Origin of the sequence: Paraniabella hibiscisoli, assembly GCF_022512515.1 — a bacterium.
GTDB classification, from domain to species: Bacteria; Bacteroidota; Bacteroidia; order Chitinophagales; family Chitinophagaceae; genus Niabella; species Niabella hibiscisoli.
Map to the genome: position 1 here is coordinate 1,217,768 of NZ_JAKWBK010000001.1, position 24,161 is coordinate 1,241,928.

Annotated in this window: 39 protein-coding genes; 6 read left to right on the forward strand and 33 right to left on the reverse strand. The window is 43.1% G+C overall.

Translation table 11 applies throughout. From position 1 onward, the window contains the following. Positions 1-33: 33 nt before the first annotated feature. From MKP07_RS07880 to MKP07_RS07905, 6 genes are all read right to left on the reverse strand, one after another. The gene (locus tag MKP07_RS07880; protein WP_240846471.1) at positions 34-813 is read right to left on the reverse strand and encodes a DUF4382 domain-containing protein; all 780 of its coding nucleotides are present in this window, start codon (positions 811-813) and stop codon (positions 34-36) included. A 91-nt stretch (positions 814-904) separates the two neighbouring features. After that, positions 905-1,381 (reverse strand): ATP-binding protein, encoded by a 477-nt coding sequence (locus tag MKP07_RS07885; protein ID WP_240846473.1) that lies wholly within the window; start codon positions 1,379-1,381, stop codon positions 905-907. A 23-nt stretch (positions 1,382-1,404) separates the two neighbouring features. Further along, entirely contained in the window at positions 1,405-2,220 is an 816-nt protein-coding gene (locus MKP07_RS07890) for a histidine kinase dimerization/phospho-acceptor domain-containing protein (protein ID WP_240846476.1), read from the reverse strand. Positions 2,221-2,251: 31 nt separating this feature from the next. Further along, entirely contained in the window at positions 2,252-2,413 is a 162-nt protein-coding gene (locus MKP07_RS07895; RefSeq protein WP_240846479.1) for a winged helix-turn-helix domain-containing protein, read from the reverse strand. Then, a complete protein-coding gene (locus MKP07_RS07900) occupies positions 2,389-2,895 on the reverse strand; it encodes a response regulator (RefSeq protein ID WP_240846482.1) in 507 nt (168 codons plus the stop codon). Before MKP07_RS07900 ends, MKP07_RS07895 begins: the two co-directional genes overlap by 25 nt. Continuing rightward, a complete protein-coding gene (locus tag MKP07_RS07905; protein WP_240846485.1) occupies positions 2,892-3,344 on the reverse strand; it encodes a hypothetical protein in 453 nt (150 codons plus the stop codon). Before MKP07_RS07905 ends, MKP07_RS07900 begins: the two co-directional genes overlap by 4 nt. Before the next feature lie 248 nt (positions 3,345-3,592). On the opposite strand from MKP07_RS07905, the gene MKP07_RS07910 reads away from it, so the two are divergent. Next, positions 3,593-3,760, forward strand: a complete 168-nt coding sequence (locus MKP07_RS07910) for a hypothetical protein (protein ID WP_240846487.1) — start codon at positions 3,593-3,595, stop codon at positions 3,758-3,760. Positions 3,761-3,766: 6 nt separating this feature from the next. On the opposite strand, the gene MKP07_RS07915 is transcribed toward MKP07_RS07910, so the two are convergent. From MKP07_RS07915 to MKP07_RS08020, 23 genes are all read right to left on the reverse strand, one after another. Beyond that, the gene (locus tag MKP07_RS07915) at positions 3,767-4,051 is read right to left on the reverse strand and encodes a hypothetical protein (RefSeq protein WP_240846489.1); all 285 of its coding nucleotides are present in this window, start codon (positions 4,049-4,051) and stop codon (positions 3,767-3,769) included. A 266-nt stretch (positions 4,052-4,317) separates the two neighbouring features. After that, positions 4,318-5,754: a Gfo/Idh/MocA family protein gene (locus tag MKP07_RS07920; RefSeq protein ID WP_262919197.1), complete on the reverse strand. Its 1,437-nt coding sequence runs from the start codon at positions 5,752-5,754 to the stop codon at positions 4,318-4,320. Positions 5,755-5,985: 231 nt separating this feature from the next. Continuing rightward, the gene (locus MKP07_RS07925; RefSeq protein WP_240846495.1) at positions 5,986-7,065 is read right to left on the reverse strand and encodes a DUF2264 domain-containing protein; all 1,080 of its coding nucleotides are present in this window, start codon (positions 7,063-7,065) and stop codon (positions 5,986-5,988) included. Continuing rightward, positions 6,978-7,253: a hypothetical protein gene (locus MKP07_RS07930; protein WP_240846498.1), complete on the reverse strand. Its 276-nt coding sequence runs from the start codon at positions 7,251-7,253 to the stop codon at positions 6,978-6,980. The genes MKP07_RS07925 and MKP07_RS07930 overlap by 88 nt, the downstream gene beginning before the upstream one ends. Positions 7,254-7,279: 26 nt before the next feature. Continuing rightward, positions 7,280-7,429: a hypothetical protein gene (locus tag MKP07_RS07935; RefSeq protein WP_240846501.1), complete on the reverse strand. Its 150-nt coding sequence runs from the start codon at positions 7,427-7,429 to the stop codon at positions 7,280-7,282. 23 nt (positions 7,430-7,452) lie between these two features. After that, positions 7,453-8,478 (reverse strand): glycosyl hydrolase family 95 catalytic domain-containing protein, encoded by a 1,026-nt coding sequence (locus MKP07_RS07940; RefSeq protein ID WP_240846504.1) that lies wholly within the window; start codon positions 8,476-8,478, stop codon positions 7,453-7,455. Positions 8,479-8,602: 124 nt separating this feature from the next. Then, positions 8,603-9,073, reverse strand: a complete 471-nt coding sequence (locus MKP07_RS07945; protein WP_240846506.1) for a hypothetical protein — start codon at positions 9,071-9,073, stop codon at positions 8,603-8,605. Between the two features lie 2 nt (positions 9,074-9,075). Continuing rightward, positions 9,076-9,465, reverse strand: coding sequence for a glycoside hydrolase family 95 protein (locus MKP07_RS07950; RefSeq protein WP_240846507.1), 390 nt, complete (start codon positions 9,463-9,465; stop codon positions 9,076-9,078). Positions 9,466-9,507: 42 nt separating this feature from the next. After that, positions 9,508-10,452, reverse strand: a complete 945-nt coding sequence (locus tag MKP07_RS07955; protein WP_240846509.1) for a glycoside hydrolase family 88 protein — start codon at positions 10,450-10,452, stop codon at positions 9,508-9,510. Further along, the gene (locus tag MKP07_RS07960; RefSeq protein ID WP_240846511.1) at positions 10,406-10,552 is read right to left on the reverse strand and encodes a hypothetical protein; all 147 of its coding nucleotides are present in this window, start codon (positions 10,550-10,552) and stop codon (positions 10,406-10,408) included. Before MKP07_RS07960 ends, MKP07_RS07955 begins: the two co-directional genes overlap by 47 nt. Further along, positions 10,549-10,863: a hypothetical protein gene (locus MKP07_RS07965; RefSeq protein WP_240846513.1), complete on the reverse strand. Its 315-nt coding sequence runs from the start codon at positions 10,861-10,863 to the stop codon at positions 10,549-10,551. Before MKP07_RS07965 ends, MKP07_RS07960 begins: the two co-directional genes overlap by 4 nt. 60 nt (positions 10,864-10,923) lie before the next feature. Further along, a complete protein-coding gene (locus tag MKP07_RS07970) occupies positions 10,924-11,346 on the reverse strand; it encodes a hypothetical protein (protein ID WP_240846515.1) in 423 nt (140 codons plus the stop codon). Beyond that, positions 11,339-12,622, reverse strand: a complete 1,284-nt coding sequence (locus tag MKP07_RS07975; protein ID WP_240846518.1) for a right-handed parallel beta-helix repeat-containing protein — start codon at positions 12,620-12,622, stop codon at positions 11,339-11,341. The genes MKP07_RS07970 and MKP07_RS07975 overlap by 8 nt, the downstream gene beginning before the upstream one ends. Beyond that, positions 12,610-12,897: a RagB/SusD family nutrient uptake outer membrane protein gene (locus MKP07_RS37945; protein ID WP_262919198.1), complete on the reverse strand. Its 288-nt coding sequence runs from the start codon at positions 12,895-12,897 to the stop codon at positions 12,610-12,612. Before MKP07_RS37945 ends, MKP07_RS07975 begins: the two co-directional genes overlap by 13 nt. A 31-nt stretch (positions 12,898-12,928) precedes the next feature. Beyond that, the gene (locus MKP07_RS07980) at positions 12,929-13,765 is read right to left on the reverse strand and encodes a RagB/SusD family nutrient uptake outer membrane protein (RefSeq protein ID WP_262919199.1); all 837 of its coding nucleotides are present in this window, start codon (positions 13,763-13,765) and stop codon (positions 12,929-12,931) included. 47 nt (positions 13,766-13,812) lie between these two features. After that, complete coding sequence (locus MKP07_RS07985; RefSeq protein ID WP_240846520.1) at positions 13,813-14,046, reverse strand: hypothetical protein; 234 nt, start codon at positions 14,044-14,046, stop codon at positions 13,813-13,815. Then, positions 14,037-14,495: a RagB/SusD family nutrient uptake outer membrane protein gene (locus MKP07_RS07990; RefSeq protein WP_240846523.1), complete on the reverse strand. Its 459-nt coding sequence runs from the start codon at positions 14,493-14,495 to the stop codon at positions 14,037-14,039. The genes MKP07_RS07985 and MKP07_RS07990 overlap by 10 nt, the downstream gene beginning before the upstream one ends. A gap of 222 nt (positions 14,496-14,717) precedes the next feature. After that, positions 14,718-15,002, reverse strand: coding sequence for a hypothetical protein (locus MKP07_RS07995; RefSeq protein WP_240846525.1), 285 nt, complete (start codon positions 15,000-15,002; stop codon positions 14,718-14,720). Continuing rightward, positions 14,957-15,994, reverse strand: a complete 1,038-nt coding sequence (locus MKP07_RS08000) for a SusC/RagA family TonB-linked outer membrane protein (protein ID WP_240846527.1) — start codon at positions 15,992-15,994, stop codon at positions 14,957-14,959. The genes MKP07_RS07995 and MKP07_RS08000 overlap by 46 nt, the downstream gene beginning before the upstream one ends. Continuing rightward, a complete protein-coding gene (locus tag MKP07_RS08005; RefSeq protein ID WP_240846529.1) occupies positions 15,991-16,611 on the reverse strand; it encodes a hypothetical protein in 621 nt (206 codons plus the stop codon). The genes MKP07_RS08000 and MKP07_RS08005 overlap by 4 nt, the downstream gene beginning before the upstream one ends. Before the next feature lie 14 nt (positions 16,612-16,625). Next, positions 16,626-17,213 carry a hypothetical protein gene (locus MKP07_RS08010; protein WP_240846531.1) on the reverse strand — a complete coding sequence of 196 codons (588 nt, stop codon included), beginning with the start codon at positions 17,211-17,213 and terminating at the stop codon, positions 16,626-16,628. An 11-nt stretch (positions 17,214-17,224) separates the two neighbouring features. Continuing rightward, entirely contained in the window at positions 17,225-17,581 is a 357-nt protein-coding gene (locus tag MKP07_RS08015; RefSeq protein ID WP_240846532.1) for a TonB-dependent receptor plug domain-containing protein, read from the reverse strand. A gap of 121 nt (positions 17,582-17,702) precedes the next feature. After that, positions 17,703-17,957: a carboxypeptidase-like regulatory domain-containing protein gene (locus MKP07_RS08020; RefSeq protein ID WP_240846534.1), complete on the reverse strand. Its 255-nt coding sequence runs from the start codon at positions 17,955-17,957 to the stop codon at positions 17,703-17,705. Positions 17,958-18,265: 308 nt separating this feature from the next. Between MKP07_RS08020 and MKP07_RS08025 the strand changes: the two genes are divergently transcribed. The 5 genes from MKP07_RS08025 (at position 18,266) to MKP07_RS08045 (ending at position 22,203) form a co-directional block, all read left to right on the forward strand. Further along, positions 18,266-18,766, forward strand: coding sequence for a ligand-binding sensor domain-containing protein (locus tag MKP07_RS08025; RefSeq protein ID WP_240846537.1), 501 nt, complete (start codon positions 18,266-18,268; stop codon positions 18,764-18,766). After that, the gene (locus MKP07_RS08030) at positions 18,763-20,106 is read left to right on the forward strand and encodes a ligand-binding sensor domain-containing protein (RefSeq protein WP_394803637.1); all 1,344 of its coding nucleotides are present in this window, start codon (positions 18,763-18,765) and stop codon (positions 20,104-20,106) included. The genes MKP07_RS08025 and MKP07_RS08030 overlap by 4 nt, the downstream gene beginning before the upstream one ends. 131 nt (positions 20,107-20,237) lie before the next feature. Continuing rightward, entirely contained in the window at positions 20,238-20,669 is a 432-nt protein-coding gene (locus tag MKP07_RS08035; protein ID WP_240846542.1) for a triple tyrosine motif-containing protein, read from the forward strand. Positions 20,670-20,671: 2 nt separating this feature from the next. Continuing rightward, positions 20,672-21,967, forward strand: coding sequence for an ATP-binding response regulator (locus MKP07_RS08040; protein WP_240846545.1), 1,296 nt, complete (start codon positions 20,672-20,674; stop codon positions 21,965-21,967). 2 nt (positions 21,968-21,969) lie between these two features. Next, entirely contained in the window at positions 21,970-22,203 is a 234-nt protein-coding gene (locus tag MKP07_RS08045) for a helix-turn-helix domain-containing protein (RefSeq protein WP_240846547.1), read from the forward strand. Between the two features lie 11 nt (positions 22,204-22,214). Here the strand turns inward: MKP07_RS08045 and MKP07_RS08050 are convergent, their stop codons facing one another. The 4 genes from MKP07_RS08050 to MKP07_RS08065 form a co-directional block, all read right to left on the reverse strand. Continuing rightward, on the reverse strand, positions 22,215-22,412 hold the full coding sequence (locus MKP07_RS08050) for a hypothetical protein (RefSeq protein WP_240846549.1): 198 nt from the start codon (positions 22,410-22,412) through the stop codon (positions 22,215-22,217). Positions 22,413-22,549: 137 nt separating this feature from the next. Beyond that, positions 22,550-22,792, reverse strand: a complete 243-nt coding sequence (locus tag MKP07_RS08055) for a heparinase II/III family protein (protein ID WP_394803541.1) — start codon at positions 22,790-22,792, stop codon at positions 22,550-22,552. 11 nt (positions 22,793-22,803) lie between these two features. Beyond that, entirely contained in the window at positions 22,804-23,181 is a 378-nt protein-coding gene (locus MKP07_RS08060) for a hypothetical protein (protein WP_240846551.1), read from the reverse strand. Then, positions 23,151-24,155: a hypothetical protein gene (locus MKP07_RS08065; protein ID WP_240846554.1), complete on the reverse strand. Its 1,005-nt coding sequence runs from the start codon at positions 24,153-24,155 to the stop codon at positions 23,151-23,153. The genes MKP07_RS08060 and MKP07_RS08065 overlap by 31 nt, the downstream gene beginning before the upstream one ends. Between the last annotated feature and the right edge of the window lie 6 nt (positions 24,156-24,161).

Below are 24,161 nucleotides of genomic sequence, written 5' to 3' on the forward strand. Positions count from 1 at the left end.
CCCTCTTATATACTCTAAACCCTCATGAAAAAACTATTTGATCAATACGACAGGAGTTGCCAATGTTCCTACATCGGTTACCTGGCCGTAAACAACGTTCACATTATTGACTACTGCATCTTTATAACCAGAGGCGTCAGCTGCATCAAACGAAACGGAATATGTTCCCGTTGTTAAACCTACAAACTGGTAAAAACCGTCTGGTGCGGGTATCGCACTACCCAACGTATCTACACCTTGCAATGCATACACCCAGGCTCCGGCTTCAGCAGGCCTTACATAACCTCTTATCTGCCCGTTAGCCTCATCGGCAAATGCTTTGATAACAGGGCGCATAATATATTTGCCATTCCCGGTTTCGTGTACTTTTACAGAACGGGCGGCATCAAAATCAACCCAAATTTTATAAACTCCATTTGGTAAAAGTTCATGGTGCAGGTTAATTTTAACCACACCGGAAGGCACTGTTAATTTCTCAGTTTGACCATTCACAACAATAGTGTTATTATTTCCAAGTATCAGCCTTATCTGTTCAATCTTCCCGGCAGGCAAAGAAACAGGATCGCCTATCGCGATGGTTTTACCATTACGATAATTAAGTATGTTGATGGGTTGTGCAAATATGGGCGCAATAGGATAAGAGATCCAACCATCATCTGCTGAGCTGTTGTTGATACTTACTTCCTTTATGTCAAGATAAAGGGCTTCATAATTAAGGCCAGGCGCATCTGTCAAAACCAGTTGTACTTTAGCCTGGCCTCCAGTATTGCTGTTGCTATCTTTTTTGAACAGGCCGTTAATAGCAATACGCAAAAGAGAGGTACGGAATAAAAAATTTGTTTCATGGATATTTCTGTTTAATGATGATACAAACATATCCCTGCAACATGAAAAAAGATGAAGACTATAAATGGTTAACCCCGAAAGTAACTCCGAATCGCGTGCCTTTGCCCTTTTCAGATGCTACATTAAGAAGCAGGCCTTCGTGCCGCGCTATAGAATCCACAATGGCTAGTCCCAGCCCATAACCTTCAGCCCGTGTAGCTACCTTTTTGAAACGGTAAAAAATTTCACCAAGTTGTTGTTCATCAATGCCTGCGCCGGAATCTTCAATAAAAACAGTATATGATTTGTTGCTTGCCCCCTGGTCAGTTATCTGAATACTACCTCCGTGCTTGTTGAATTTTATGGCGTTGTTGATGATATTATAGAACAGCTGAAACAAGAGATCCCTATTTATATTTTTTACTGAAGTATGAGCGAGCTGTATATCTAAAACAATTTCTTTTTGTTCTATGCGATGCTGCAATTCTTCTACCACCTGCTCAACAACTTCCCTTGTAATTAAAATATCTTTATCGGCAAACTGGTTATTATCCACCCTTGATATTAATAAGAGCGCATTTACAATTTTTTTAATCGCCTGATAATATGCATGGTCGCTTCCAGCTTTTTATACTGCTCGTCGCTTAAACTTTCATCCTCCGTCAGGTTCTCAATCTTGCTTTGCAAAATGCTGATCGGCGTCATTAATTCATGCGAGGCGTTGGAAGTAAACTCTCTTTCTTTTTCAAATGCATAATTGATTTGCTGCATCAGCCGGGAAATGCTTTCGTCCAAATACAGGAAGTCGTAGGTTGTGCTTTTTAGCTTATCCGCCTGCCGGTTAAACGGGAAGCTTGCCTTCAACAGCCTTGACCGGATGATATATTCCAGCGGCTTTAACAGGTAACGGTTGTAAACGATCTGTATTAATAAAATAAGCAACGCCAGGGGCAATAAAATGTAAATGGCGGTCTGCTGCAAAGCCCTTGCATCAGCACTTATGGATGCCGTTTTTTTACCTATTTCTAAAAGATACATTTGACCTCCTGATCTGAAACTGTGCATGAGTATGCGATAGTTAATCGTATCCCTGTCTACCAGTCGCTGCTCTGTTATTAACGTGTCGGTTAGGGTCTTTTCTTCTGTATGCTCCAGCGATATGTATTCATCTTTTAACATGGAATAGCTACCATAGGCAGAATCTCCCCCAACATAATAGTCAATACCGGTAGTGTTGATCTGTTGCAGTACTTTTTTCTTTTGCTGTAAAAGTGCCTGGTTGGTATTGGCGAACGCAACCTTTTGCATTATTTGCGGTAGTAACACTACAAATAGTATTAATACAGCCAGGGTACTGAGCGTAGTAAATAAAGCAAGCTTGGTGTAAAGGCGCATTATTCCATTTTAATTTTATACCCTATGCCTCTTATGGTTTCCAACCAGTCGATGGAAGCATATACTCTAATTTCTTCCGGATATTTTTGATGTGTACATCAATATAATTAGAGTCGTTTCCCTCGTCAGAAAAATCACCCCATAAATGTTCACTTAACTGTAGGCGACTTAATGGCCTGTTTTTATGTAGCACCAGGTAGCTGAGCAGATCAAACTCTTTTTTGAAAGATCGATCTCCTGTTCCTCACATCTGATGATCCGGTTACGGATATCCAATTCAAATGCTCCTACAGCAGTAAGCGTATCGTTAAGGTTATATTTTCTCCTTGTTATAGCCATCATACGCGACTGAAGCTCAAGCAACGAAAAGGGTTTGGACAAATAATCGTCGGCGCCCATATCCAGCCCTTTAATCCGGTCTTCTACCTGCCCCCTGGCAGTAAGTATAATAATGGCTGTTTCCGGATGATCCTTCCTGAGCTCCTTTAATAAATAAAAACCGTCTTTGTCGGGCAGACCAATGTCTAAAAGTATAAATTCATAATGCCCCGTATCCGTCCGGAGCAGCGCCTCGGCTACTGATGAAGCGATGTCGCATTGAAATTGTCTTCCTCCCAGGGAAACCGCTATTTCTTCTGACAGCGCCTCTTCATCTTCAACAATTAATACTTTCATACGGCTCCGTTAAAATTGATAATAAAACCCCAGAGTAAAAAAGAATTCGTTCGGCCTGCACGTTCTGATGCATTATTTCCCAATAACGATAGCTGGTAGGCAGCCTCCACCAGGTAAGAAGCCCTGTTATAAGACAACGGCAGTTTAAAGTTGTATGACAATACACCAAACTGATCATAACTGCGGCTTTCTTCCCGGGAAGGCGGTGCGCCCTTGCCTTTGCCGTTATTTTTCCTTTCTACAAGATAGGTTTCATAAAACTGCTGCGTTCCTGCAACAATGGTCACCTGTGGGGTCGAAGCGAAAATATGCCGGTCGCGGTCAGTATTCAGCCTAAATTCTTTCGAGTTACTAAGACTTACAAAGAAATCCTGTTGCTTGCCGAAAGAATAGTCTACGCTGATACTGGTATTTAACACATGCTCATAGTTAAACGTCAAGCTGGCCATATGAGGACTTGATGCCTGTAAAAATGGCGATTGCTTTGGAAAAACAGTATAAGCGTAGCTGGCATCCCCTGTAATTTTCGGGATAATGGTAAACTGGTAGCCAGCAGTTAGGCCTGTAGCCGATACAACGGCACTATCAGAAAAAGATGGAACCCTGTAACAGATGCATAAATACCTTGCTTAAAGCGCAGTGTTCCGTTCAACGCTATATAAGGAAGCTTTTTTCCGTAGTCTGACCAAAATAATCTATGCCGCTGCTGAACAGTGAAGCAAGGGTAAAAGTTGTGGCTGAAGCTGCAGTGGCAGAAGAGTCAACACTCCTGCTGTCCGTATTTTTTGTGCCGATACATGCAGCGCAGCAAAAGAAAACAGGAGAAACAAAAAGTCTTTTAATACTCGTTTTATCGGCTTCATAGTAAATACTACTTTCCAAATCCCTTCCCGTTTATCTTTGGTTTAATAACTTTTACCGGTTTCATTTTTATGGGCTTTATCACAATAGCCTTAGGTGCCGATTGATTCTTTGCCCTGGGAACCTCCTTAATTGTTTTATCTGGTCCCTTTGCTTTTTGTTTCGGTGATTTAGGGTCCTCCATTTTCTTTGCGGGAAGGGTGTCCATTACAATGGCAGGCACCGTTACAACTGATGCATTGCAAATTCCGGACCACCCGGCAGTGAATAATAAAAGCATTAAGAATTTCGTCATAACCCGCAAAATATTGGGAAAAATAATCCGGCTAAAAAATAACCTGCAGTTATATACCTTACTGGGTCAAAAGTAAAAAGCTTAAATGAAATTTCGATGAAAACAATAGCCAGGTCATCAGCTTGAATCCAAATTTTTAAATAAGAGCCTCCTGGTGTTGGGGTAGCAGAGAACTTAAGCATTCTGTATAAGAAGGGTACAAAAATATCGGGCGCCCCGAAATGAAGCGCCCGATCATAAAACCGATTCCTGATATATGCTGTCTGCTAGATCTTGTAATACTGTTCCCAATCCTTTCTGGGCGGTGGGCCTACTAAAAGCTCGTTAGCTTTCTTATTATTGGTAATGATCTTTTTCTCGCGGTCGAATTTGATCTTATCTCCTGTCCATTGTGCAATCACACCCAAACAAAATACCTGGCTTAATGGCCCTGCTATCGCAAAAGGTGAACGGGTTTTCTCCTGTCCTTTACATGCCAGTAAAAAGTTTTTGAAATGGTTGGATGGGCTTTTAGGCACCGGTGGTAATTGTGCAGCCATTGCTTTTGCTTTCTCCTCGGGAATAATCGAAAGTGTGCTTCCATGAGAGCTGCCCTTGAAAATAAGATCTTTGGAGTAGATGATCTTGCCAGGATTCAGCTTTGGCCCTTTGATATCGCCGGTGCTGGGTGGCGGAATATTGGGATCTAATCCCTGTACGCCATATCCTTTCGGAATAGGAGGCAGGTTATCCACACCATCATACCACATTACTTCCACCTTAGGCATATTGCCTCTTTTTGGAAATTTGTAGGAAAGTGTGGTAGATGTTGGATAGAAGAAATTATTATGCCCGGTTAATTTTAACGGTTTTACTTCTGTGGGCAGGCCCAGGTTTAAAAACTCATGCGCCGTGTCTAACAAGTGCGCACCCCAATCTCCTAAAGCGCCCATACCAAAGTCGTACCAGCAACGCCATTGTCCGTTTACAAAGTCTTTATTGTAATCATGGCCAAAGGTCTGCATCTGCCAGATATTCCAGTCAAGGGTAGAAGGAGTAGATTCTGCAGCGGGAAATGCTTTGATATTTGTATCCCAGCCATGCCAGCGGCGGGCTGAGTTCATGTGGGCAACAATCTTATTAACGTCTTTGATAATTCCTGCTTCTGTCCAGGTTTTAAACTGGAAATAATTACCTTCTGAGTGACCCTGGTTACCCATTTGCGTAACTACTTTACTATACTTTTCGGCGGCCTTCATCATCAACTCCACTTCATTGAAAGTGCGGGCCATTGGTTTTTCTACGTATACATGCTTGCCCAAAGCCATCGCCATCATAGTGATGGGGAAATGTGAAAAATCAGGTGTCCCGATACAAACAGCATCTATTTCATTACTCATTTTGTCAAACATCTGCCTGAAATCCTGGAAACGTTTGGCCTGCGGAAACTGTCCCATTATTTTTTGCGTTTGGGGAGCACCCATATCCACATCGCATAAGGCGACAATATTAGCCAGACCAGTCTTTGCAAACTCTTCAATAATTTGCTGACCCCTATTACCAATACCAATGCAGGCCAGGTTAACTTTTTCGGAGGGGGCAGTAGCCACCGATCGCAGAAAACTATTTTTAGCAAAAAGTAAATCTGGCAACAGGGCTGTGGCGGCAGTAGCTATCGTTGTATTTTTCAAGAATTTTCTTCTTGATGTGTTTTTTGAACTCATGATGATTCGAAGATATTAGTTAATTTTTCTTTCTTACTTATTCTGTTGTTCAATCTTTTTCACCGGCGTACCGATTTGGCCTATACTTGTGCCAGTCAACCTTAATAAGCTAAAATTACATTCGGTTTATTGAGCAAAAGGGCCGGGAAGCTACATTTTAAATGCAGGTAAGTAACAACCGTATCATCAAATATATCAAAAAAATGTTGTGGTTCCCTGTTTAAATACGCATCAATATTCCACTTTATAATCTTTTTTAACCGGTTGCCCGGTCCATGCTTTTTTAGTTGTCCAATCTGCCGCAGCATCTGTCCAGAATTTGTCTGTTGCCGGAAGGCCCAAAGGCAGGAAACCAAGTGTAGCCATGTACAGACTTCCCGTGGATGTATATTGATCCGCCATCATAGGTTGATGACCGTTGAAACCCAATACCAGCCAGCCTTTGCTATCAAAGTTCTGGTTGCCCTCGTACATATTGTAAAATACTTTTGTCAAAGCGCAACGAACCTGAGCGGGACTTACCCATTCTGGTAATTGTTTCATCAATGCGGTTTGCGCCAATGCCTGGAAGGCTGCGGTGCGGTAAGTAACAGAGCGACCGTAAGCAGGGTAAGTTCCATCGGGAGCGATAATGCGTTCGAGGTATTCGGCATACCTTACCATCCTTTTCACTGACTGCTCGTAAGCTTCATTAACGCTATATACTTTCTGGCTATGCTTTGTCACTGGTTTTGTTTTTAAAGATCCCAGCAAATCTACCAGCATGGGGTGTATTACATAAGAGTTGTAATAATCCATGCTAAACAGGTCCCCATCTTTATACCAGCTATCGCCCACATACCACTCCCTCATCTTATTCAGGGAATAGTCAATCCGAACCGGGTCGAACTGCTCGCCAACGGATCGAAGAAAGCCCTCAGACATTGCAGCAAACAGCAACCAGTTATTGTACGCACCGGTTCGGTCGCGCAATGACTTAAACTCTGAAATATATCGTTGCCTGGTTAAAGCGTCCAGCGGTTCCCACATCGCTTTTGGCGCGCGCATAAAAGCATGGGCAAGGTATGCGGCATCTACAATGGGTTGCCCACCTTGCCTGAAATTTAAGTAGTCGGGGCTTTGCGGATCGGCCGCGCTGGTTAACCCTTTTTGTACCGCAGCTTTGTATTTTTTTCGAAGTATCCCTTCTTCGGTATTATCGTCCGGAAGCTCGAGCCAGGGTGCTATACCTGCAAAACAACGCCCCACGGCTTCCAGGTAAGAAACCTTGCCGGCGTTAAGGTAGTATTCTGGTCCTTTCTCCAGGGGCATATTTTTTCAAGGGTTCCATTCGCCAGGTTCTCTACCACCGGCCAGGCTACTTTATGAAGCGCCTTTACCCAAAATGCCCGGTCTCCGGCACCCTCCCGGATTTGTGCGGGTTTGGATTTTTGAGCAAATACCCATTGCCCCATCATCAATAATACCATTGAAAAAACAATACTCATTAATTGCTTCATTATACAAATTTTTATCGCGGTTATGCCTATTTAATCTTTTTGCCCCAATAGTTCTTCACACCGGTTTGTGCTACAGGTTTTACATACTCTTTTAAGTGCGCTTCGTTGGCGTACAAGATCACTTTATCTCCTTTCTCCATGGTGAGCTTATAGGTACCTGTTTTAATACTTTGCATAGAAACCGGGCTGCCTTTGAACTTTACCTCTCCCTGCAATGCCGGTTGAATGAAAGCGCTTCCCCGGCTAAACTTTCTACCTGTACCCATTTTGTTTTACCTTTACTTCTTACAGCACTCACTGCAAAAGCTCCTTCGGTTCTCAGGTTACTGAAAGAAACATCTTCCCACTCATCAGGTAAGGCCGGAAACAATTTAATAACCCCATCTACATATTGTAGGAATAAAGTGTGGATCGTTTCGGCAGCAGCCAGCGGAGTTTCTATAACAGGTCCGCTTTCGAGATACATGGTATTGGGCTTCACATAACGGTCGAACAATTGATTTAAATAATTTATTGACATATCACCTCGGTTCATCATAGCATATATTGCCGCGCCTCCTGTAAAAGAATATCCCTGCAAGGCGCCTTTAAAGCCATGCCAATGCTCCAGCGACTTCCTGATCAGTTCCCGGTTTTCAGGCTGATCCCAGTTTATTAAAGACAGCGGATAGATCATAAGCAAATGAGAGTAATGCCGGTGCGACTGATCAAAAGCTACATCACGGCCAATACATAAACCGTTCTTATCCTTCGGGTAATCTACCAGGTTGTCCAATACATTTTGCCAAACAGGGGCCAGGCTATCCGCAGGCTCTAGTTGCAAAAGTGTTTTACAACCCCAGCGAAACAGCGACAAATCATAATTGCAATCTCTTGTCACACCCTCGGGATACTCTGGTGAATAGGTATAGGGTAAATGCCATTTTCCATCGGCTTCCTTATTCATGATGTCCAGATAGTAGTTCACACTTCCTTTCAAAAGCGTGAAGAGCTTGTTCTTTAAATGATCATCCATCGTATAACGGTAATGTAGCCAGTAATAATACAAGCACCAGGTAAGATTACCCAACTCCAGATCTGATGGCGTGGCAGTGCTATCCTTTTGAGCATATACTTTTACCGGCTTGTACAGGTTCCTTCCTCCATTTCGTCCCAGTGCAAGTGCATTATGACGGTAGATGGCGGGCACATTCAGGCTCAGGCTTTCCTTGCCCGCATCCATCATATCAATAAAGCCTTCTGCAATGGAAAGCCGGTTGGCCGTATAGAGAGGGAGTACGTGAGTTGAATATTTAAATTAAACCAATAGGCCGGCCAGGGTGTTGTTCGATACCAGGGACCCATCAGATCTAAGGGAGGATTGTTTTTCGCGTTGCGGAGGCTATTTTATATTGCTGTATCCAGTAGAAGCTTTCCATGCGGGCATCCGGAAGAGAGACAAAGCTTAATGGGTAGTACTGATGCCACCAGTTGCGATGCCTGTCAATAAGCCCCTGCGGGTTTTTAAGCAGTGGTGCTGAAAGCGTTTCAATTGTTGCTGCCAGGGAAGACTGCAAGGTATTATATCCTACTGATATAAAATAAGTGTCTTCCGCATGTTCACGATGCCTTATCCATGCTGTAGTATAATCGCCGCCGGCCAGCATGGGTTGCCGGCAATAGAAAACATTGTTTGCATACGCTATTTGAGCCGGCGGGTTGGGTTTATATTCTTTGGGTATATCTGTTACATAAGAAAAAGTGCTCCTTTCGCTTTTTGAAATCACCGGGATAAAAGTCCATGTTGGGTCTTCAGATCCGCTTTTCCTAACCTGGAACACTATCAGATCTGATTGTGATAAGCTGACGCAGCGCCAATGAATGGCTCCTTTTGTAGTAAGGATGCTTCCCGTAGCTTCGGCGTTCCACAAGTGCAGTCTTGCCGTATTTTTTTTATCTTTCCCTTGAGCTTAACTGAAAAATATCCTATTGGCAAACGGGCCTTATTGTATAAAACAGGGGCGGAGTCATCTCTATGATCCGCAACATCCGATCTCCCTATATCGATCCGCAGGGTTTCGGGACCTTCCATATAAACCATGGTTCCCAGCTGGCCGTTACCGGTAAAAAGACCTTCTTCCCATTTGGTTGTTAAAGTATCATATACTAAATCATTTCTTTCAAGAAATGCGGCCCAGTCTATCCCCTTCGCATTTTGCCCGAGTACATTCAAACAAAAACAGTAAAAGGCCGTAATCAAAAAGCTTTTTTCATATCAGTATCTGCATGTCTGCTGTATACAGAGCGTTTGCCGCGTTCCTACCGGTACATGAAACCGTTTAAAATAATGGTTGCTTTTTTCTAACTTGCTATATCGAAGCAATGCTTCAAGGAAATAGTAATCTGCATATACCAATGGCACATCTATTTCCGATTGATGTGGAAGACTTCCCACACAATGTTTGATAATAAAATTGCCGTTGGCTCCCGGCGTTGCCATATAAGTGTCGCTGCTTAAAGATTCTAACATTTTCTTTGCCGCCGATTGATACTTTTTTGCCTGGTTGCTGCTTACGTAAGTGCTTAGCTCTAGCAAGGCGGATGCTGTTATAGAAGCAGCTGAAGCATCGCGGTATAAAGTGCTCATTTTATTGGCATAGGATTTTACACCCGGAGTATAACCTTTTTCATTGGCATTAAAATCCCAGTAAGGTATATAGTCGTCGGGCAATCGTTTACTATTAATAAAATAATTGCTAAGGCCAATGGCCATTTCTAAAAAGCGTGGATCTTTGGTTTCCCGGTAAGTCATCGTATAACCGTAAATAGCCCATGCCTGGCCGCGGCTCCAGGTAGAGTTATCTGCATAGCCTTGTGCGGTTTCGCGGGCTATCACTTTTCCGTTTGTAGAATCGTAACAAACCACATGATAAGAACTGTAATCGGGTCTGAAATGATTCTTCATCGTAGTTAATGCATGGGTTACCGCAATATGCCTGAAACTGGTATCTCCGGATACTTTTGATGCAAAGAATAATAGCTCCAGGTTCATCATGTTATCAATGATCACCGGAAAGTCGTAGGTAGCATTGCCATGCCACGATTTAAAACTGTTCCATGACTTGATCACCCCTGCTGTTGGATTAAAACGGGTACTTAATGCCCTGGCCGAATTAACCAGTATTTTTATACGACTCGTTCCCGATAAGCCTGTAAGCATTGCCATAACTGCAATACATCATAAAGCCCAGGTCGTGATGCTGGGTAAAGGTTTGCAGCGGTGCAAGCTTTTCTGTCCATTTGATCGCTTCAGCCTTCATGCTGTCATCCTTCGAGTTTTCGTATGCGTACCAAAGACTGCCCGGAAAAAGCCGGGTGTCCAGTCGTACATAGACGTGGTTACCAGCTCCCCATTCTTGTTGGTGGTTCGGGGATAAGCCCCCGTTCGGGCCGAAAACTTTTTATTGGCTGCCGGTAGCATGTGGCGAAGCATTAGCTGCGCATTGCTTAATTTTTCGGCTGCAAAAGCTCCATCCGAAGACTTTTGGGTACTCCCTGTTGAAGCGCAACCAACAAGCGTGGATATCAGTGTTGCGCCGAGTATCGTTTTTTTAAACATGGTTAAAATCAAAAATTGATGTTTGATAGATTCGTATAATTATAATTCGAAGCAATAGCCAACTAAATACAACTACTGGCCCCCTTTTTTCGCCAATGTACTGCCGGCCTTTAATATTATAGCAGACTGAAAAGCTCCTACATCTGGCTTATCAGCAGGAAGTATGTTTCCAGAAAAGTCAGCCCCTCCGTTACTCCCGATAAGTTTCCCTCCTTTTTGGCAAGGTGATCCGGGTTTAATACCATACCCCTCAGCTGTTTTAAATCCAGAACCGGCTACCGGATTTATAAACAACGGATCACCATAAAAATTGTCGCTATATACCGCGCTACCCCAGTTAAGCATGGCAAAAGCAGCCGAAGGATAAAAGCAGTTATTATAAAACCGGGTTCTGTTGTCTGGCTTTTTATCTGATAACATTGCTATTGAAGACGCAGTATAAAATATATTGTTTGAAAACACGGCCCCCGAGCCTTCCCAAAAAAGCTTATCCACCGGGTTTTTTATATAAAAGTATTATTATACACGTAGCGATCAGTATTAGTACTGTTTTGAATAAGGAATAGTTTTTTGCCCCTGTTGTACCTACATCATTTACACTTACATTATATCTTACAGTTATGTTTCTGGCATGGTTCATAAAAAGAAAAAAGCCGCCGTTATTATCGTGCGAATAATTATACTCAAAAATATCACCATCCGTAGCCGACAGGCTATCCCAGCCATCGGCATCGAAAGCCATACCATCGTTAGGACCACCACCCCTCATGCCATATACTTCATTACGCGCAACAATCGTGTTAGTACTGCCAACCGTCCAGATACCGGCAAAATTAATGTCGTTAGTCATACAAGCATTGTAAACCGTATTATTTGTTATACGACAGCCCCCGCTTACCTGTGCCATTACAATACCATCGCCATATATATTTTCAATCAGGTTATTATCGAACACAATATTTTTAGACCTGTTGGCCCGATCTCCAAACCCTGTTGTTCTAAGTCCTTCAACGGAGCAATGGGCTATATGACAGCTTTGTACCAACACATCGCTTAGCTTACCATTAATAATAATACCGCCGGCTCCCTTTACATAATTAGGCTGTTTAGCAGTAGCTGCGTTCACATCATGTATATAGCAGTTTTTTATGGTAATATTTGTATTGAATGGCTCCGATCGTCCGCCGCCGTTGACCCTTATGCCGGTAGCAGCATGGTTGATACCATGTGGTACCTTATTCGTTATTTCCAGGTTATTAAGCTCCCAATAAGATACTTTATCTAATAGTAAAGTACTGCTCCTATTTACCCTGCCTCCTCCATGGATCACCGGCTTTATATCTCCTCCATACTTATCAATAACAATCGCGGCACCCGGCTCACCGGAGCCTTTGGGTTGCAGGGTTTCATTCCATACACTTCCGCTCTTTAACAGAATGCGGTCGCCCGGAAAAAATGTTACAGAGTTTACTTTTGAAAGGGTTCTCCAGGGGGTATCCGGGCTTTTGCCGGTATTATTATCATCTCCTCCAGGATCTATATAATAGGTTACAGGCCTGCTAACGCGGCTATCTGTATTGAAAATAGTTGTTTGGGATGACTCCTTAATACAATTTAAAAAGAATACAAAGGGCATTAAGCACAGCAGGTTTCCCCCTTTCATGGTAAAGTTGTTCAAACGGTTTTTATTAGGCTTTCTTCCTGTTAATCGCCAGGGAATGGCTTTAAGCGCTGTTCCCTGGCAATAATTTAATTTACTTAATACACCCAACCTGGGGTGGGTTTCAGATTACGGTTTAACTCTGTTTCAGCCTTTGGAACCGGCCAGGTATACCAATAGTCTCCAACCCACTCATAAGTTGTACCGCCGGTACTTTCTGTGCCACCCCATGCATGTTGCGCTACCTTTTCGTTAAACTTGGTTTCCTTCAGCGTTTTCCAGCGCATTTCGTCAAAGAAGTTTACTCCTTCATTTACAAATTCCCGGCGACGTTCGTCCCGCACATAATTGCGCGCAAGGGTTTGATCAGAAAAAGACAACGCCATTGTAGGTATTCCTGCGCGATTCTTACCAGCTTTACCTTCTCCATTGCCCCATTAAGATCATTTTTTCTACCAGGGCTTCTGCCCACATCAGCAGAACATCAGCATATCGGATAATGGGCTCATCTACAGGGTTACTTTGCCTGCGGGCATATTCAAGGCCTTCGCCTACAAACTTGCGATGAATGTACTTGAACTCTGCCTGGGCATTACAACTACCCGAAGTATAGTAGGTCGCGGGCAGGCTCTTGTTCAGGTTAGGCTCAGCGCTTGCCTGGTCTGAATAATACTTACCAGTCAAAGGAAACCTGTAAGTATACATACCTTCGGCTGTGGAATTGCTGTTTACACCCTTAAAGTCCGCATAGGGTGTAACTACATTATATGCTAAGCGTGGATCCCTGTTGGCGTATGCCTTTTTAAGACGCGCTTCGTTTCCTTCCGGCAGATACAAGGCCTTTACCGTTGCATCCAATTTATTCAGCTCTGTATTAATAGCTGTAGTCACGGTGGCGTGCACATCTGCGCCGTTTACTTTCTGGTCACGGATAAAGAAAACTTTCCTGTTTGCAGTTGCGGACGCACTAACGGCATTCCATTGAGGTAAATAATCTGACCAGCTAAACGGTTTTACCGTATTAGCATCTACTATTACTTCATACAAATTTACTACGGCAGGTGTTACCTGCAGGTCTGTCCAGCAGCCCCTGCTGTCTTTAGATCCCTGGTTCCACGCGGCGCAATATTTTTGCAGGCGCGAACCATACCCGTCAGGTTCCTCAATATATTGTACGCTCATGATCATTTCCTCACAACGCTCGTTGGCTACTTTAAAAAGATCTTTATAGTTTGGAAAAAGCTTGTATCCCATTTCTCCAACTTTAGCGAAATCTGCTACCGCCTGGTCATATTGCTTCGTTAAGAAATATGCTCTCCCCTTAAAGCATAAGCAGCACCCTTGCTGGTTCTACCTTCGCCGTTGATCTGGTTGTTGGGTAGATTAGGATCATTAATGGCATTAAGATCCTGGATGATCTGTGCCCAAACCTCAGCCTCAGGGCTTTGACCTTTGTTGGCTTCCGAAGGGTCTATGGGTTCTGTATAAACAGGTACGCCCAGGCCATCCCTGCCATACAATTCATTCAGCCGCATATAGAAAAAGCACGCAATACTTTACATTCAGCTACCAGGCGATTTTTCTTTGCATCGTTCATGGGCGCCGCAGGTATGTGCGCAATAGCATCGTTAGCGCGGTGTATACCGTCGTAAAGCCATTTCCATTGAAAGGTGAAAGTACCATTGCCCGGATTGACAGCGCTGGAGAACAGATTGTTCAGGTTGTATTCGCCCTGACCACTCATGCCCAACGCTTCAAAACCATAGTAACCCATATTAGCCGCTTCTCCCACAATGCCGGTACTCGGTACAGGCCTTTGTAAAGAATAATAAACCCCTATCACCCCCTGGTCAACCAGGCTCTCGGTTGTCCACATGGTCCCAGAAGAAATCTTGTCGTTTGGAGAAAGATCCAAGATTTTCTTGCAGGATGACATGCTTCCCAACATACCAATTATTGCTATCGAGTATAGTATACTTTTCATGTCTGTATTTTTATTTTTTGGCCATATAGCATCTGCATAAAACCTCTTTACTTTAACCAGGTAAATGGCAGAAACTTTTTATTCTAATTCTTTTGTGTTTGTTAGATCGAGTTGATTAAAAACTAAGCGATATACCTGCTGCGAATAATTTAGCAATAGGGTAAACGATTAGTGAGCTGCCCAATTCAGGATCTACTCCTTCAAAAGCGCTGCTTTTAAAAGTTACCAGGTTCTCCCCGAGAAGAAGATTCGCAGATCATTTATTCGCGCCCGGCCAACCCAGGATTTGGGGAATGTATAACCAACCTGTAAAGATTTTAGCCTGAAATAAGATGAGTTATACAGGTAAAAAGTATTGGAGCTCATTATAGAACTTGCGGAGAGCAGCCTTGGAAACTTTGCGTTAATATTTGCATTGGGATCCGTAGCCGGGTCATAATTTGCGTAATCTGTATGCGCTTTTACAGCGTCATAAGAATAATATTTGGTCCAGGCGTCGGCAGGCATACCATCTCCGGTATTGGCCAGAATGGAACCGTTAGCCCCCGTTCATTAATGTAGTGATAAGAGCCCGTGCGTCCGGCCCAAAGCATATTCAGGTCGAAGCCTTTCCATGCCGCTGTTGTATTAAAACCAAAAGTAAGTTGTGGTGTAGTAGATTTTCCGGTAAACTCCCGGTCGTCGTCATTACCATACCTTCCATCGCCGTTTACGTCGGCCATTAGCGTTTGACCATACCAGATATTGGCGGCACCGGAGCCAACCGTATTGCCCGCTCCGTTACCAAAGCGGTATCCTGCAGCAATCATAGACTTAACCCATTCCAGGTCGGCTTTAGTACGTATCATTCCATCTTTAGGACCTCCGTTGGGATTTACCGATCCGTCGGCATTGGTATAAGTTGCTGTTCCGGAATAAGGTCTGCGCAGGAACCATTCGTCGATCATATGCCCCTCTACGCGGCGGGTATCACCTCCGGTAGAAACATCGGCCAGGTTAATATAGCGCCAGGTAGGATTTCCCCAGATGTCAAGCGTTGCCGGGTCCTGCTCATACTTTAGCGTGCCTTTAAATTTGGTAACATTATTTATATTATAATTCCCATTGATGCTGATGCCATACCTGAAATCACCTACTTTATCATTCCACCCAAGCGTTAAATCAATCCCTGTATTTCCTAAAGAGGCTGTGTTAGACATGGGAGCACTAATATTTCCCATGGTCTGGTAAATAATAGCCGCTGTAAGAATATCTGATGTATGGCGGTAGTACATATCTGCTTCCAGGTTCAGACGTTGCTTTAAAAACCTGGCTTCCAAACCCGCGTTGTACGTTGTCAGCTTCTCCCAGGATAAACCCAGATTTTGAATGGTTTGCTGTATTACGCCATTAGCAACCTGTTCATTAAATACATTGTTCACTTTTTGATACAGGGTTTGCCAGTCGTAATTGCCACCAACCGTATTTCCTAATGTACCATAAGACGCCCTTAATTTCAAGTAGTTAACTGAATTTTTAGCTCCGCTAAAAAAGGCTCATTGCTGATAACCCAGCCGGCAGAAAAAGAAGGAAAGAGGCCGGTGCGGCGACCCGGAGCAAATTTCGAAGAAGCATCTGAGCGGAAATTAGCCTCAAACAGGTATTTGCTGTCGAAAGCATAATTTACTCTTCCGAAGTAGGAGATCATTGAATTCTCTTCTTTTGCGGACCCGCCAATGGCTTCCATTGTAGCTCCGGATGTGATATCCGTTATACTCCAATCGAGCAAACCTCTTTTGGTTGCACTAAACCCGGAATTTTGAGCATAGTATTGCTCGTATCCCAACAGTCCACCAACATCGTGCTTTCCAAATGTTTTTGCATAACGTAATAGAAAGTTGGTAGTATAGCTGGTAGACCTGTAAGAATAACGATAACTGGTAGCCTGGTCTAAATTCCCGATTCCTTCTTTTGGCGTTTCAAAACTTTCGCGAAAGCTGTACCGGGGCAGGTTTTGGCTGTAGTTCTCATCTTCACGCATATACTCACTATAGTTAAACCGGGCTTCTGCCACAATACCTTTCCAGATATCGGCATTAGCATACCAGGTGGTATTGATCCGGGTAAAATTATTCATCCCGCCGTTGGAAGCTACCTGCTGAAGGATATTATCCTTCTGGGTGGTATTAGGTCTTCGCTGGCCCCATATTTTCCATCGTAAATGGGTGTAATTGCAGGAAACGCCTGAAGCAAATAGGTCATTGATGTACTGCCCGGCTGCTTAAACTCTTTGGTAGCGTAGGTTTGCGTACCAAAAGTGATAAGATCTGCAATTTTGGTTTCCAGGTTCACACGCATATTATAGCGTTCCATTCCTGTATTAGAGAGGGTCCCCGGATTGTTTTGATAGCCCAGGGACATAAGATAGGTTGAAGCTTTGCTTCCTCCAGTAACAGACACTCCGTAGCGCTGATAGTATTCCGGCTGGAAAAGGATCTGGGCCCAATCGGTATTTGGATAAGCCAGCCAGTTGGGTATTGTTTGCCCCGTAACCGGATTGGTATAAATACCTCCGGGGTTGGATTCTGCAGCACGCCACTCCTCAATTGTTGCGTAAGCATAATCAGGCGAAGTAGTGGTGGGGTTGGCATTTACCTTTGCTATATTATGTAACTCCATCCAGTCTGCAGTATTGGACATAAACTTCAGATCTGTAATTGCCCTTTCCCTTGCATACAAAGTATTAAAAGTTACCCGGGGTGCTTCATTTTTTTGCCCCTTTTAGTAGTTACCAGAATAACACCGTTGGCGGCACGCGATCCATAGATAGCCGCAGAAGAGGCGTCTTTAAGAATAGAAATACTTTCGATATCGTCCGTATTCACCGGCACCATATCTGCAATGATACCATCCACCAATACCAGGGGAGCGCTGTTATTGAATGAACCGGTACCTCGTATTCGAATAGCAACACTTTCGCTTCCCGGATTTCCATTTCCCTGGGTTACACTTACTCCCGGAGCAGTACCGCCTAAAGCAGCAGCCAGGTTCATGATGGGGCGATTGGTTACTTTATCTGCGCCGACGGTTGAGACCGAACCCGTCATGTTTATTTTTTCTGGGTTCCGTAACCAACAACGACGACGTCTTCCAACGAACCCGATACGGCCTTTAATACAATAGTTATTTCTCCCTGGTCACCAACCATCTGTTCCACAGGTTCATATCCTACGTAAGAAAAACCAATACGCTGCCTTTAGCAGCATTGATGCTAAATACTCCCTCCTCATTGGTATTAGTACCGGTAGCAGCTCCTTTAATAATTACGGATGCTCCCGAAACCGGTTTTCCCTGATCATCCAGCACCGTGCCCGAAACAGGTCCGGTTTGAGCAGCGGCTAAAATGGGCATACAAAACAATAGTTTAAGCAGGACCAAAAAGCGGATCGGTCCAAAAATCTGCATCGTTCTTTTAAATAGCATAGTGATGATTTTTAGAAGTACTGTGTGGTTTTAAGTAGTGCGATCTTGTCGCAGGCAATCTGTTGCAAGATGGTTGCTGTCAATCGTGGGTGGGGGTAATTTCTTAAACGATTAGGGTGAATTTCTTAAACACTATCACAATAGGTTGATTATCAAATAAATTACTTTTTAAACGAAGGCATCTTCTGCTTATTTGCACAAATGTTTTCCTTATTTTGTAACGGTAATCCCGCTCATATATGCCTTTGGTCAGATTGTTTGGATTTTTCTTTTTCTGTTTTGTATCCAACACAGTTGGTGCTCAACCAGTGTCTTTTCATCATTTTTCTGTTGAACAAGGACTGCCTAATTATAGCGTCATTTCTCTTACCCAGGACAAACTGGGTTTTATGTGGATCGGCACGGTTGATGGCCTATGCCGGTACGATGGCCTGCGATTTAAAGTGTACCGGTATAATGCCAAAGACAGTACTTCTTTATCCAGCAATCACGTTATTTCCTTGTTTACTGATTCAAAAGGAGTCGTTTGGGCAGGCACTTCTGCCGGATTGAACAGGTACAATGTAAAACTTGACCGATTTGACCGCATCCCCTTGAACAAGGCAAGAGCGGGTGGTGTTTTTTGTATTTATGAAGATTCACAAGAAAGGATATGGGTAGGTTCTATCATTGGTTTATTTATGATGGATGAAAAAGGAGGCTCAGTAGTTTCCTTTCAAAATAAAACAGCGGGAAATATTATAAAAGCTATTTCTGAAGATAAAAAAAACGGATATGGATTGGCACAGACCAGGGACTTACCTGCATAGAGCCCGCAAAAGAGCCATATCGGTTTTCTCATTTCAGCCCTTTAAAAAGCGGGGCCGGATCACAAAATGCGAATGCTGTAACGGCCATTACACAAGATGAAAATCAGGATCTTTGGGTTGGAACGCTTAACAATGGTATTTATCAATTTAATACGGTTTCAAAAACCGCTTCCATTTTCCAGAGTTCGGGTAAAAAAGTTCCCGGACTGGTTAATAATAATGTGCGGTGTCTCACCTGGCGTAACGGTCAATTATGGATTGGTACACAGGAGGGCATCAGCATTTTAAACCCGTTTTCCAAAACATTTCAAACGGTTGTGCATAAATCCACAGATAAAGCCAGCCTTAGCCAGAATTCTGTATATGCCATTTATAAAGATTCCAACAGCTCCTTATGGATCGGCACTTACTTTGGTGGTGTAAATATCAGCTATGCTTATGATACGCCTTTTTCGGTTATACAAAGTGCCGATGAGCAAAATAGCCTCAGCAATAATGTTGTTAGCAGTATTGTAGAAGATGCGGCACATAATTTATGGATTGGTACTGAAGGAGGAGGCATTAATTACCTGAATAGAAAAACAGGGGTTTTCACTAATTATAAATACCGGCAGGGGCAGGCTAATTCTCTTCGCTCCAACCTGGTGAAAGTATTATACGTTGACGCCGACAACAATCTTTGGGCAGGCACCCATGGCGGCGGATTGAATGTTTTGCAGCCGGGTAGCAATAGCTTTAAACAATATCTCTTAGATACAATTAACAGATCGGAAAATGAGATATCCTCGATTGTTGAGGATTCGCTTCATAATTTTTGGGTTGCATCTAATAGGGGCATCCGGCTATTTAAACGTAATGGCGCTTCATTGATCAACCAGGCATTGGCGAATATAAAGGTTAGAGGTGTTGGAAGACACTTATATAAAGATCGCTTTAATCAAATCTGGATGGCCGGATCGCCAGGCGTTTCCGTTGTTACAGGCTTTGTTTCAAAAGAAATAGATAGTGTTTTGTATGTAAACTGTTTTGCTGAAGGCTATAACAATGAAATTTGGATGGGTGCCGGTGGGGCTGGGGTTGCCTGTTTTGATAGAAGAACACAGCGACTTACAAAATACACGAACACGTTTTTAAATTCACTTAATATTCTGGGCATAATTCCGGGTAATGACCGTTCCTTATGGCTAAGCACCAATAAAGGACTGGTTCATTTTAACCCCAACCTCAATACCTATCAGCTCTATACAAAAAATGATGGTATCGCCGGAAATGAGTTCAACTATAATTCCTTTTTAAAAACCAGTGACGGACTATTCTATATGGGGGGTACAATGGTATAACTTATTTTGATCCCCGCAGCATTAAAAGAAATCCATATGTTGCCCCACTTATTTTTACAAGTCTGAAGCTGAATAATGAAGAGATCGGGATAAAAGATCAGCAAAAGATCCTGGATGAAAACATCGCTCTTATGCCTGACCTGATTTTCGCTCACGATCAAAATGTTTTTACAATAGACTTTGCGCTGCTCAATTATGTAAAAACAAAGAAAAACCGGTACCGTTATATGCTGGAAGGCTTTGACAAAGACTGGAAAGAAACAGCCGAAGGCTCCGTAACTTATACCAACCTGCCACCGGGCAAATACCGTCTGCTGGTTAAAGGAGCGAACAACGATGGGCTTTGGAGTAAAACCGCCGCTTTATCAATAAAAATAAAACCTCCCTTCTGGCTTACCTGGTGGGCTTATTGTTTATACTTTTTAGCAGCGGCAGCCATTGTTTTTATTATTGCCCGTTTTTTCTTTCTCAGAGAGGTAATAAAAAAGAAGATGAGCTGCACCAGGCTAAGCTTAATTTTTTCACCAATGCCTCTCACGAAATACGCACCCACCTTACGCTGATCATGGCTCCGGTAGAACGGCTGCTTTCAGAGAATAAAAAAGAGTCTTTTATACAACAACAACTTACCCAGGTAAGATCTAATACTAACCGGCTTCTAAACCTTGTAAGTGAACTAATGGATTTCCGAAAAGCAGAAACCAACCATCTCCAGCTGAACCCTAAAAAGCAGAACCTTATTTCTTTTTTACAAGATATCTATGAAAGCTTCAGGGAAATGTCGCAATCCAAAAACATTCACATGTCTTTTGTGCATGACACCGATTTTGCGGAGGTAAATTTTGACGAGCAACAACTGGAAAAAGTATTTTTTAACCTCTTAGCCAATGCATTTAAGTTTACTCCCGAAGGTGGCCATATACAACTGTATGTTGCTACTCAAAAAAATGATATCACTATAAAAGTAACAGACAATGGTCGCGGCATTGCTCCTCAATACCTGGATAAACTGTTTACGAACTTCTTCCAGGTAGCCGATCATGGTTTACAAAATACGGGTTATGGAATCGGGCTGGCCCTTTCGAAAAATATTGTAGCACTGCACCAGGGCAGCATTGCTGTGGAGAGCACTCCAGCTCAAAACGATACGGGCGGGCAAACCATATTTACGGTCGTGCTGCCGCGCAATGCGCAGTTTCCCGGGATCGATATAGAAACGGCTGCTGCACCAAGACCCACCCTTATCACTTCCGCCTCGATTAATGATACATTTTCTGAAGCGAATGCTACGGATGCTTCTGATGCAACCCCTCAAACAATTCTTATTGTAGAAGATAATGCAGAACTAAGACAGTTAGTGAGCGAAACGCTTTCTCATCGTTATCGTATTATAACTGCGGAGAACGGCCTGCTGGGCTGGGACGCAGCCTGCACTGAAATACCCGATATCATCATCAGCGATGTAATGATGCCGGAAATGGACGGCTATACGTTTTGCAAAAAAATAAAAACGGATGAAAGAACCAGCCATATTCCCGTTATTCTGTTAACAGCCAAAAGCTCTCAAAACGAACAGGTAACGGGGCTGGAACAGGGTGCCGATCTATACCTCACCAAACCGTTCAGTACAAAAGTGCTGGCACTTAGCGTGCTCAATTTATCAACAGCGCAGGAAAAGCTAAAACAAAAAATTACAAAGGAGCTAACAATCCTGGACCCCCTGCATACAAAACCCGATGATGTATTAGCAGCAGGCACCATTAAAGAAATAGACAAGGCATTTTTGGAAAAGGTTATCGGCCTGATTGAAGAACATATAGATGATCCTTTATTTGGCGTAGAACTCCTTTCAAAAAAGTAGCGATGAGCGCTCCTGTGCTCTATAAGAAATTAAGAGCGCTAACCAGTATGTCGGTAAACGAGTTTATTAAGCTTCACCGGTTTAAAAAAGCCGCCGCCTTATTACAGCAAACTGACATGACAGTGAACGAAGTTTCTTTCGCGGTCGGGTATGATGACAGAAAATATTTTAGCCGCGAGTTTAAAAAATTCTTTCACCTTACACCCAGTGAGTTCAGCGCTAAATTCAAACACTAATACTCCTTCCATTATTGAACCTTTGCTATGGTATAACTATACTTGCCTTTTAACCTGGGGCTTTTAACCACCAATTTTACGCGGTATATTTCGCTTCCCCAAACATTGGAGAGTCTTTTGTCATCTAACGGTATCTTATCTACTAAAACATTGAAAATAGCTTTGGAATAATGAAGTGCTACTTTTTGATTGTTTTTTTCCAATAACACAATTCCTTCTTTGTCAGTAACAGGTTTTGCTGAAACCAGGAAGTGTATTGCTGAAGGCTCTTTTACAGCGGCCAGATCAAATGCGTCTTCTATCGTCAGTTCTTTATCAGATACTGTGTAACTGCGTTGCCAGCTTTTTACCGCTGCTTCCTTATTGTAGGCTCCACTAATATCCAGGCTAAATTTTTTGTGCCGCTGCTAAAACTAACATTACTTGATTTATACTTTGCTCCAAATTGCTGCGCCTCTCCGTTAATCATTGGCAGGCTATGATAGTTGCTTTGCATGGTCCATATAGAATACCGTTCGCGGCCAAAAGTTTGCCGGGTATAAGTACCAACGCCGGCATCAATAAAAAACGGTATGGTATCTACATACAAAGAAAATGTTCCTACATCGTTATGGTTATGGCTTTCATTATTGAAACCTCCTTTTGCAGCAAAGAAGTAGTTTTTTTTTTTACATAACAGAACTCTGTTTGTGGATACCAGGTATAGGGCGCTGAGGGTAAAGCAGGCGTTACATTAATCATCTCCTTATTATAAGCAATGCTTTGCAGGGTTCTAAATATATCGCGGCCAGCTCCAACCCCCAGGTTTCCATTCTGTTGCTGAATAAGATATGCCGCGAAGGATTCCATCTCTTTACTATTCACTGCTTTTCCAAAACGATAGATCAACGGCGCATCACCTCCACCTATTGCCGATGCATCAGCAAAATTCACCACCCAGCCATTACCTACATAACTCCGTGCAATATACTCGCCCATGTTCTTAATAAGCGGCTCCTTAAAGATGGAGATCTTTCCCCGGTGATATCAGACAAAATCTGCAGGTAGTCGTAAAGTTTACCTGCCGCATGGCCCCAGTAAGACGGTCCTTCTTCACAGGCGCCATCTCCTTTATTATAGTCAATAAAAAGGTCAACCGACCTCATCGTTTTATAAACAGCTTTGGCCAGTTGTTCTTTGTCTTCTTCTATCAAAGCAAAGGCCTGCAGTACATTGCTGTTACACCATACATTCCAGTTGTTCACCACGCGTGATGTGCCGAGCTCAAAACCCATCCACCAAAAATGATTCAGGTTCATATAGGGCTCCAATATTCTTCTCTTTATTTCATACTTCAGGCGTTGAGCAATCAGCGGATCGGCTTTGTTAAATTCTTTATTCAGGAAAAAATAGATCCAGGAGAAGGTCGACCCTACATCACCGGCAACCAGGTCAATGATCTGTTGATTATGATCGGGAAAGTGTTTATTTTTTAATTGTATAGAAAGATGGGCGGATAGGGACCAGGAAGTCATTTCGCAGGCAGCAAATACCCCGTTGATCAGTTGATCCATAAACCGGCCCTTGCCCTCGGCCATTTCTGCCAGGAACAAAGTGGCGATAGCGTTAAGATTTTGATTGTAGGGTTCCTCCATTATTACACGGGAGCCGCTGCGGGAAAATTCAAGATAATCCGTGGCTGTTACTACCTGCCATTTATAACCCAGCTGAGCTTCACCCGCTTTAATAATCCCCTCCTTGTTCGCACCCAAAAATTGGTTCCACCCGTTTCTATCGTTATATAAAGGATACTTTATCCATTGCTCCTTTGATAGCAGCGCTTGTTTTACGCCCTGTTCATCCGCCTGCTTTTGTAAAAGGTTTCGCGGTGTTGATCCCAGCACAGTACCAAACAAAAAGATAAAACAGCTTAGAATAAAAAACGATTTGAGGGCGAAGACAATCTTGGTCACACTATA

What these genes read in the sequence shown, in the direction of transcription:
- MKP07_RS07890 (WP_240846476.1), bottom strand. Translation starts at nt 2,220, where the DNA reads ATGCGCCTTTACACCAAGCTTGCTTTATTTACTACGCTCAGTACCCTG.
- MKP07_RS07900 (WP_240846482.1), bottom strand. Translation starts at nt 2,895, where the DNA reads ATGAAAGTATTAATTGTTGAAGATGAAGAGGCGCTGTCAGAAGAAATA.
- MKP07_RS07905 (WP_240846485.1), bottom strand. Translation starts at nt 3,344, where the DNA reads ATGGCCAGCTTGACGTTTAACTATGAGCATGTGTTAAATACCAGTATC.
- MKP07_RS07910 (WP_240846487.1), top strand. Translation starts at nt 3,593, where the DNA reads ATGCCGCTGCTGAACAGTGAAGCAAGGGTAAAAGTTGTGGCTGAAGCT.
- MKP07_RS07915 (WP_240846489.1), bottom strand. Translation starts at nt 4,051, where the DNA reads ATGACGAAATTCTTAATGCTTTTATTATTCACTGCCGGGTGGTCCGGA.
- MKP07_RS07920 (WP_262919197.1), bottom strand. Translation starts at nt 5,754, where the DNA reads ATGAGTTCAAAAAACACATCAAGAAGAAAATTCTTGAAAAATACAACG.
- MKP07_RS07925 (WP_240846495.1), bottom strand. Translation starts at nt 7,065, where the DNA reads ATGCCCCTGGAGAAAGGACCAGAATACTACCTTAACGCCGGCAAGGTT.
- MKP07_RS07930 (WP_240846498.1), bottom strand. Translation starts at nt 7,253, where the DNA reads ATGAAGCAATTAATGAGTATTGTTTTTTCAATGGTATTATTGATGATG.
- MKP07_RS07935 (WP_240846501.1), bottom strand. Translation starts at nt 7,429, where the DNA reads ATGCAAAGTATTAAAACAGGTACCTATAAGCTCACCATGGAGAAAGGA.
- MKP07_RS07940 (WP_240846504.1), bottom strand. Translation starts at nt 8,478, where the DNA reads ATGATGGATGCGGGCAAGGAAAGCCTGAGCCTGAATGTGCCCGCCATC.
- MKP07_RS07955 (WP_240846509.1), bottom strand. Translation starts at nt 10,452, where the DNA reads ATGCTTACAGGCTTATCGGGAACGAGTCGTATAAAAATACTGGTTAAT.
- MKP07_RS07960 (WP_240846511.1), bottom strand. Translation starts at nt 10,552, where the DNA reads ATGAAGGCTGAAGCGATCAAATGGACAGAAAAGCTTGCACCGCTGCAA.
- MKP07_RS37945 (WP_262919198.1), bottom strand. Translation starts at nt 12,897, where the DNA reads ATGGCGTTGTCTTTTTCTGATCAAACCCTTGCGCGCAATTATGTGCGG.
- MKP07_RS07980 (WP_262919199.1), bottom strand. Translation starts at nt 13,765, where the DNA reads ATGGGATACAAGCTTTTTCCAAACTATAAAGATCTTTTTAAAGTAGCC.
- MKP07_RS07985 (WP_240846520.1), bottom strand. Translation starts at nt 14,046, where the DNA reads ATGCGGCTGAATGAATTGTATGGCAGGGATGGCCTGGGCGTACCTGTT.
- MKP07_RS07990 (WP_240846523.1), bottom strand. Translation starts at nt 14,495, where the DNA reads ATGAAAAGTATACTATACTCGATAGCAATAATTGGTATGTTGGGAAGC.
- MKP07_RS07995 (WP_240846525.1), bottom strand. Translation starts at nt 15,002, where the DNA reads ATGCCTGCCGACGCCTGGACCAAATATTATTCTTATGACGCTGTAAAA.
- MKP07_RS08005 (WP_240846529.1), bottom strand. Translation starts at nt 16,611, where the DNA reads ATGAATAATTTTACCCGGATCAATACCACCTGGTATGCTAATGCCGAT.
- MKP07_RS08015 (WP_240846532.1), bottom strand. Translation starts at nt 17,581, where the DNA reads ATGACGGGTTCGGTCTCAACCGTCGGCGCAGATAAAGTAACCAATCGC.
- MKP07_RS08020 (WP_240846534.1), bottom strand. Translation starts at nt 17,957, where the DNA reads ATGCTATTTAAAAGAACGATGCAGATTTTTGGACCGATCCGCTTTTTG.
- MKP07_RS08035 (WP_240846542.1), top strand. Translation starts at nt 20,238, where the DNA reads ATGCCTGACCTGATTTTCGCTCACGATCAAAATGTTTTTACAATAGAC.
- MKP07_RS08040 (WP_240846545.1), top strand. Translation starts at nt 20,672, where the DNA reads ATGGCTCCGGTAGAACGGCTGCTTTCAGAGAATAAAAAAGAGTCTTTT.
- MKP07_RS08045 (WP_240846547.1), top strand. Translation starts at nt 21,970, where the DNA reads ATGAGCGCTCCTGTGCTCTATAAGAAATTAAGAGCGCTAACCAGTATG.
- MKP07_RS08060 (WP_240846551.1), bottom strand. Translation starts at nt 23,181, where the DNA reads ATGGGCGAGTATATTGCACGGAGTTATGTAGGTAATGGCTGGGTGGTG.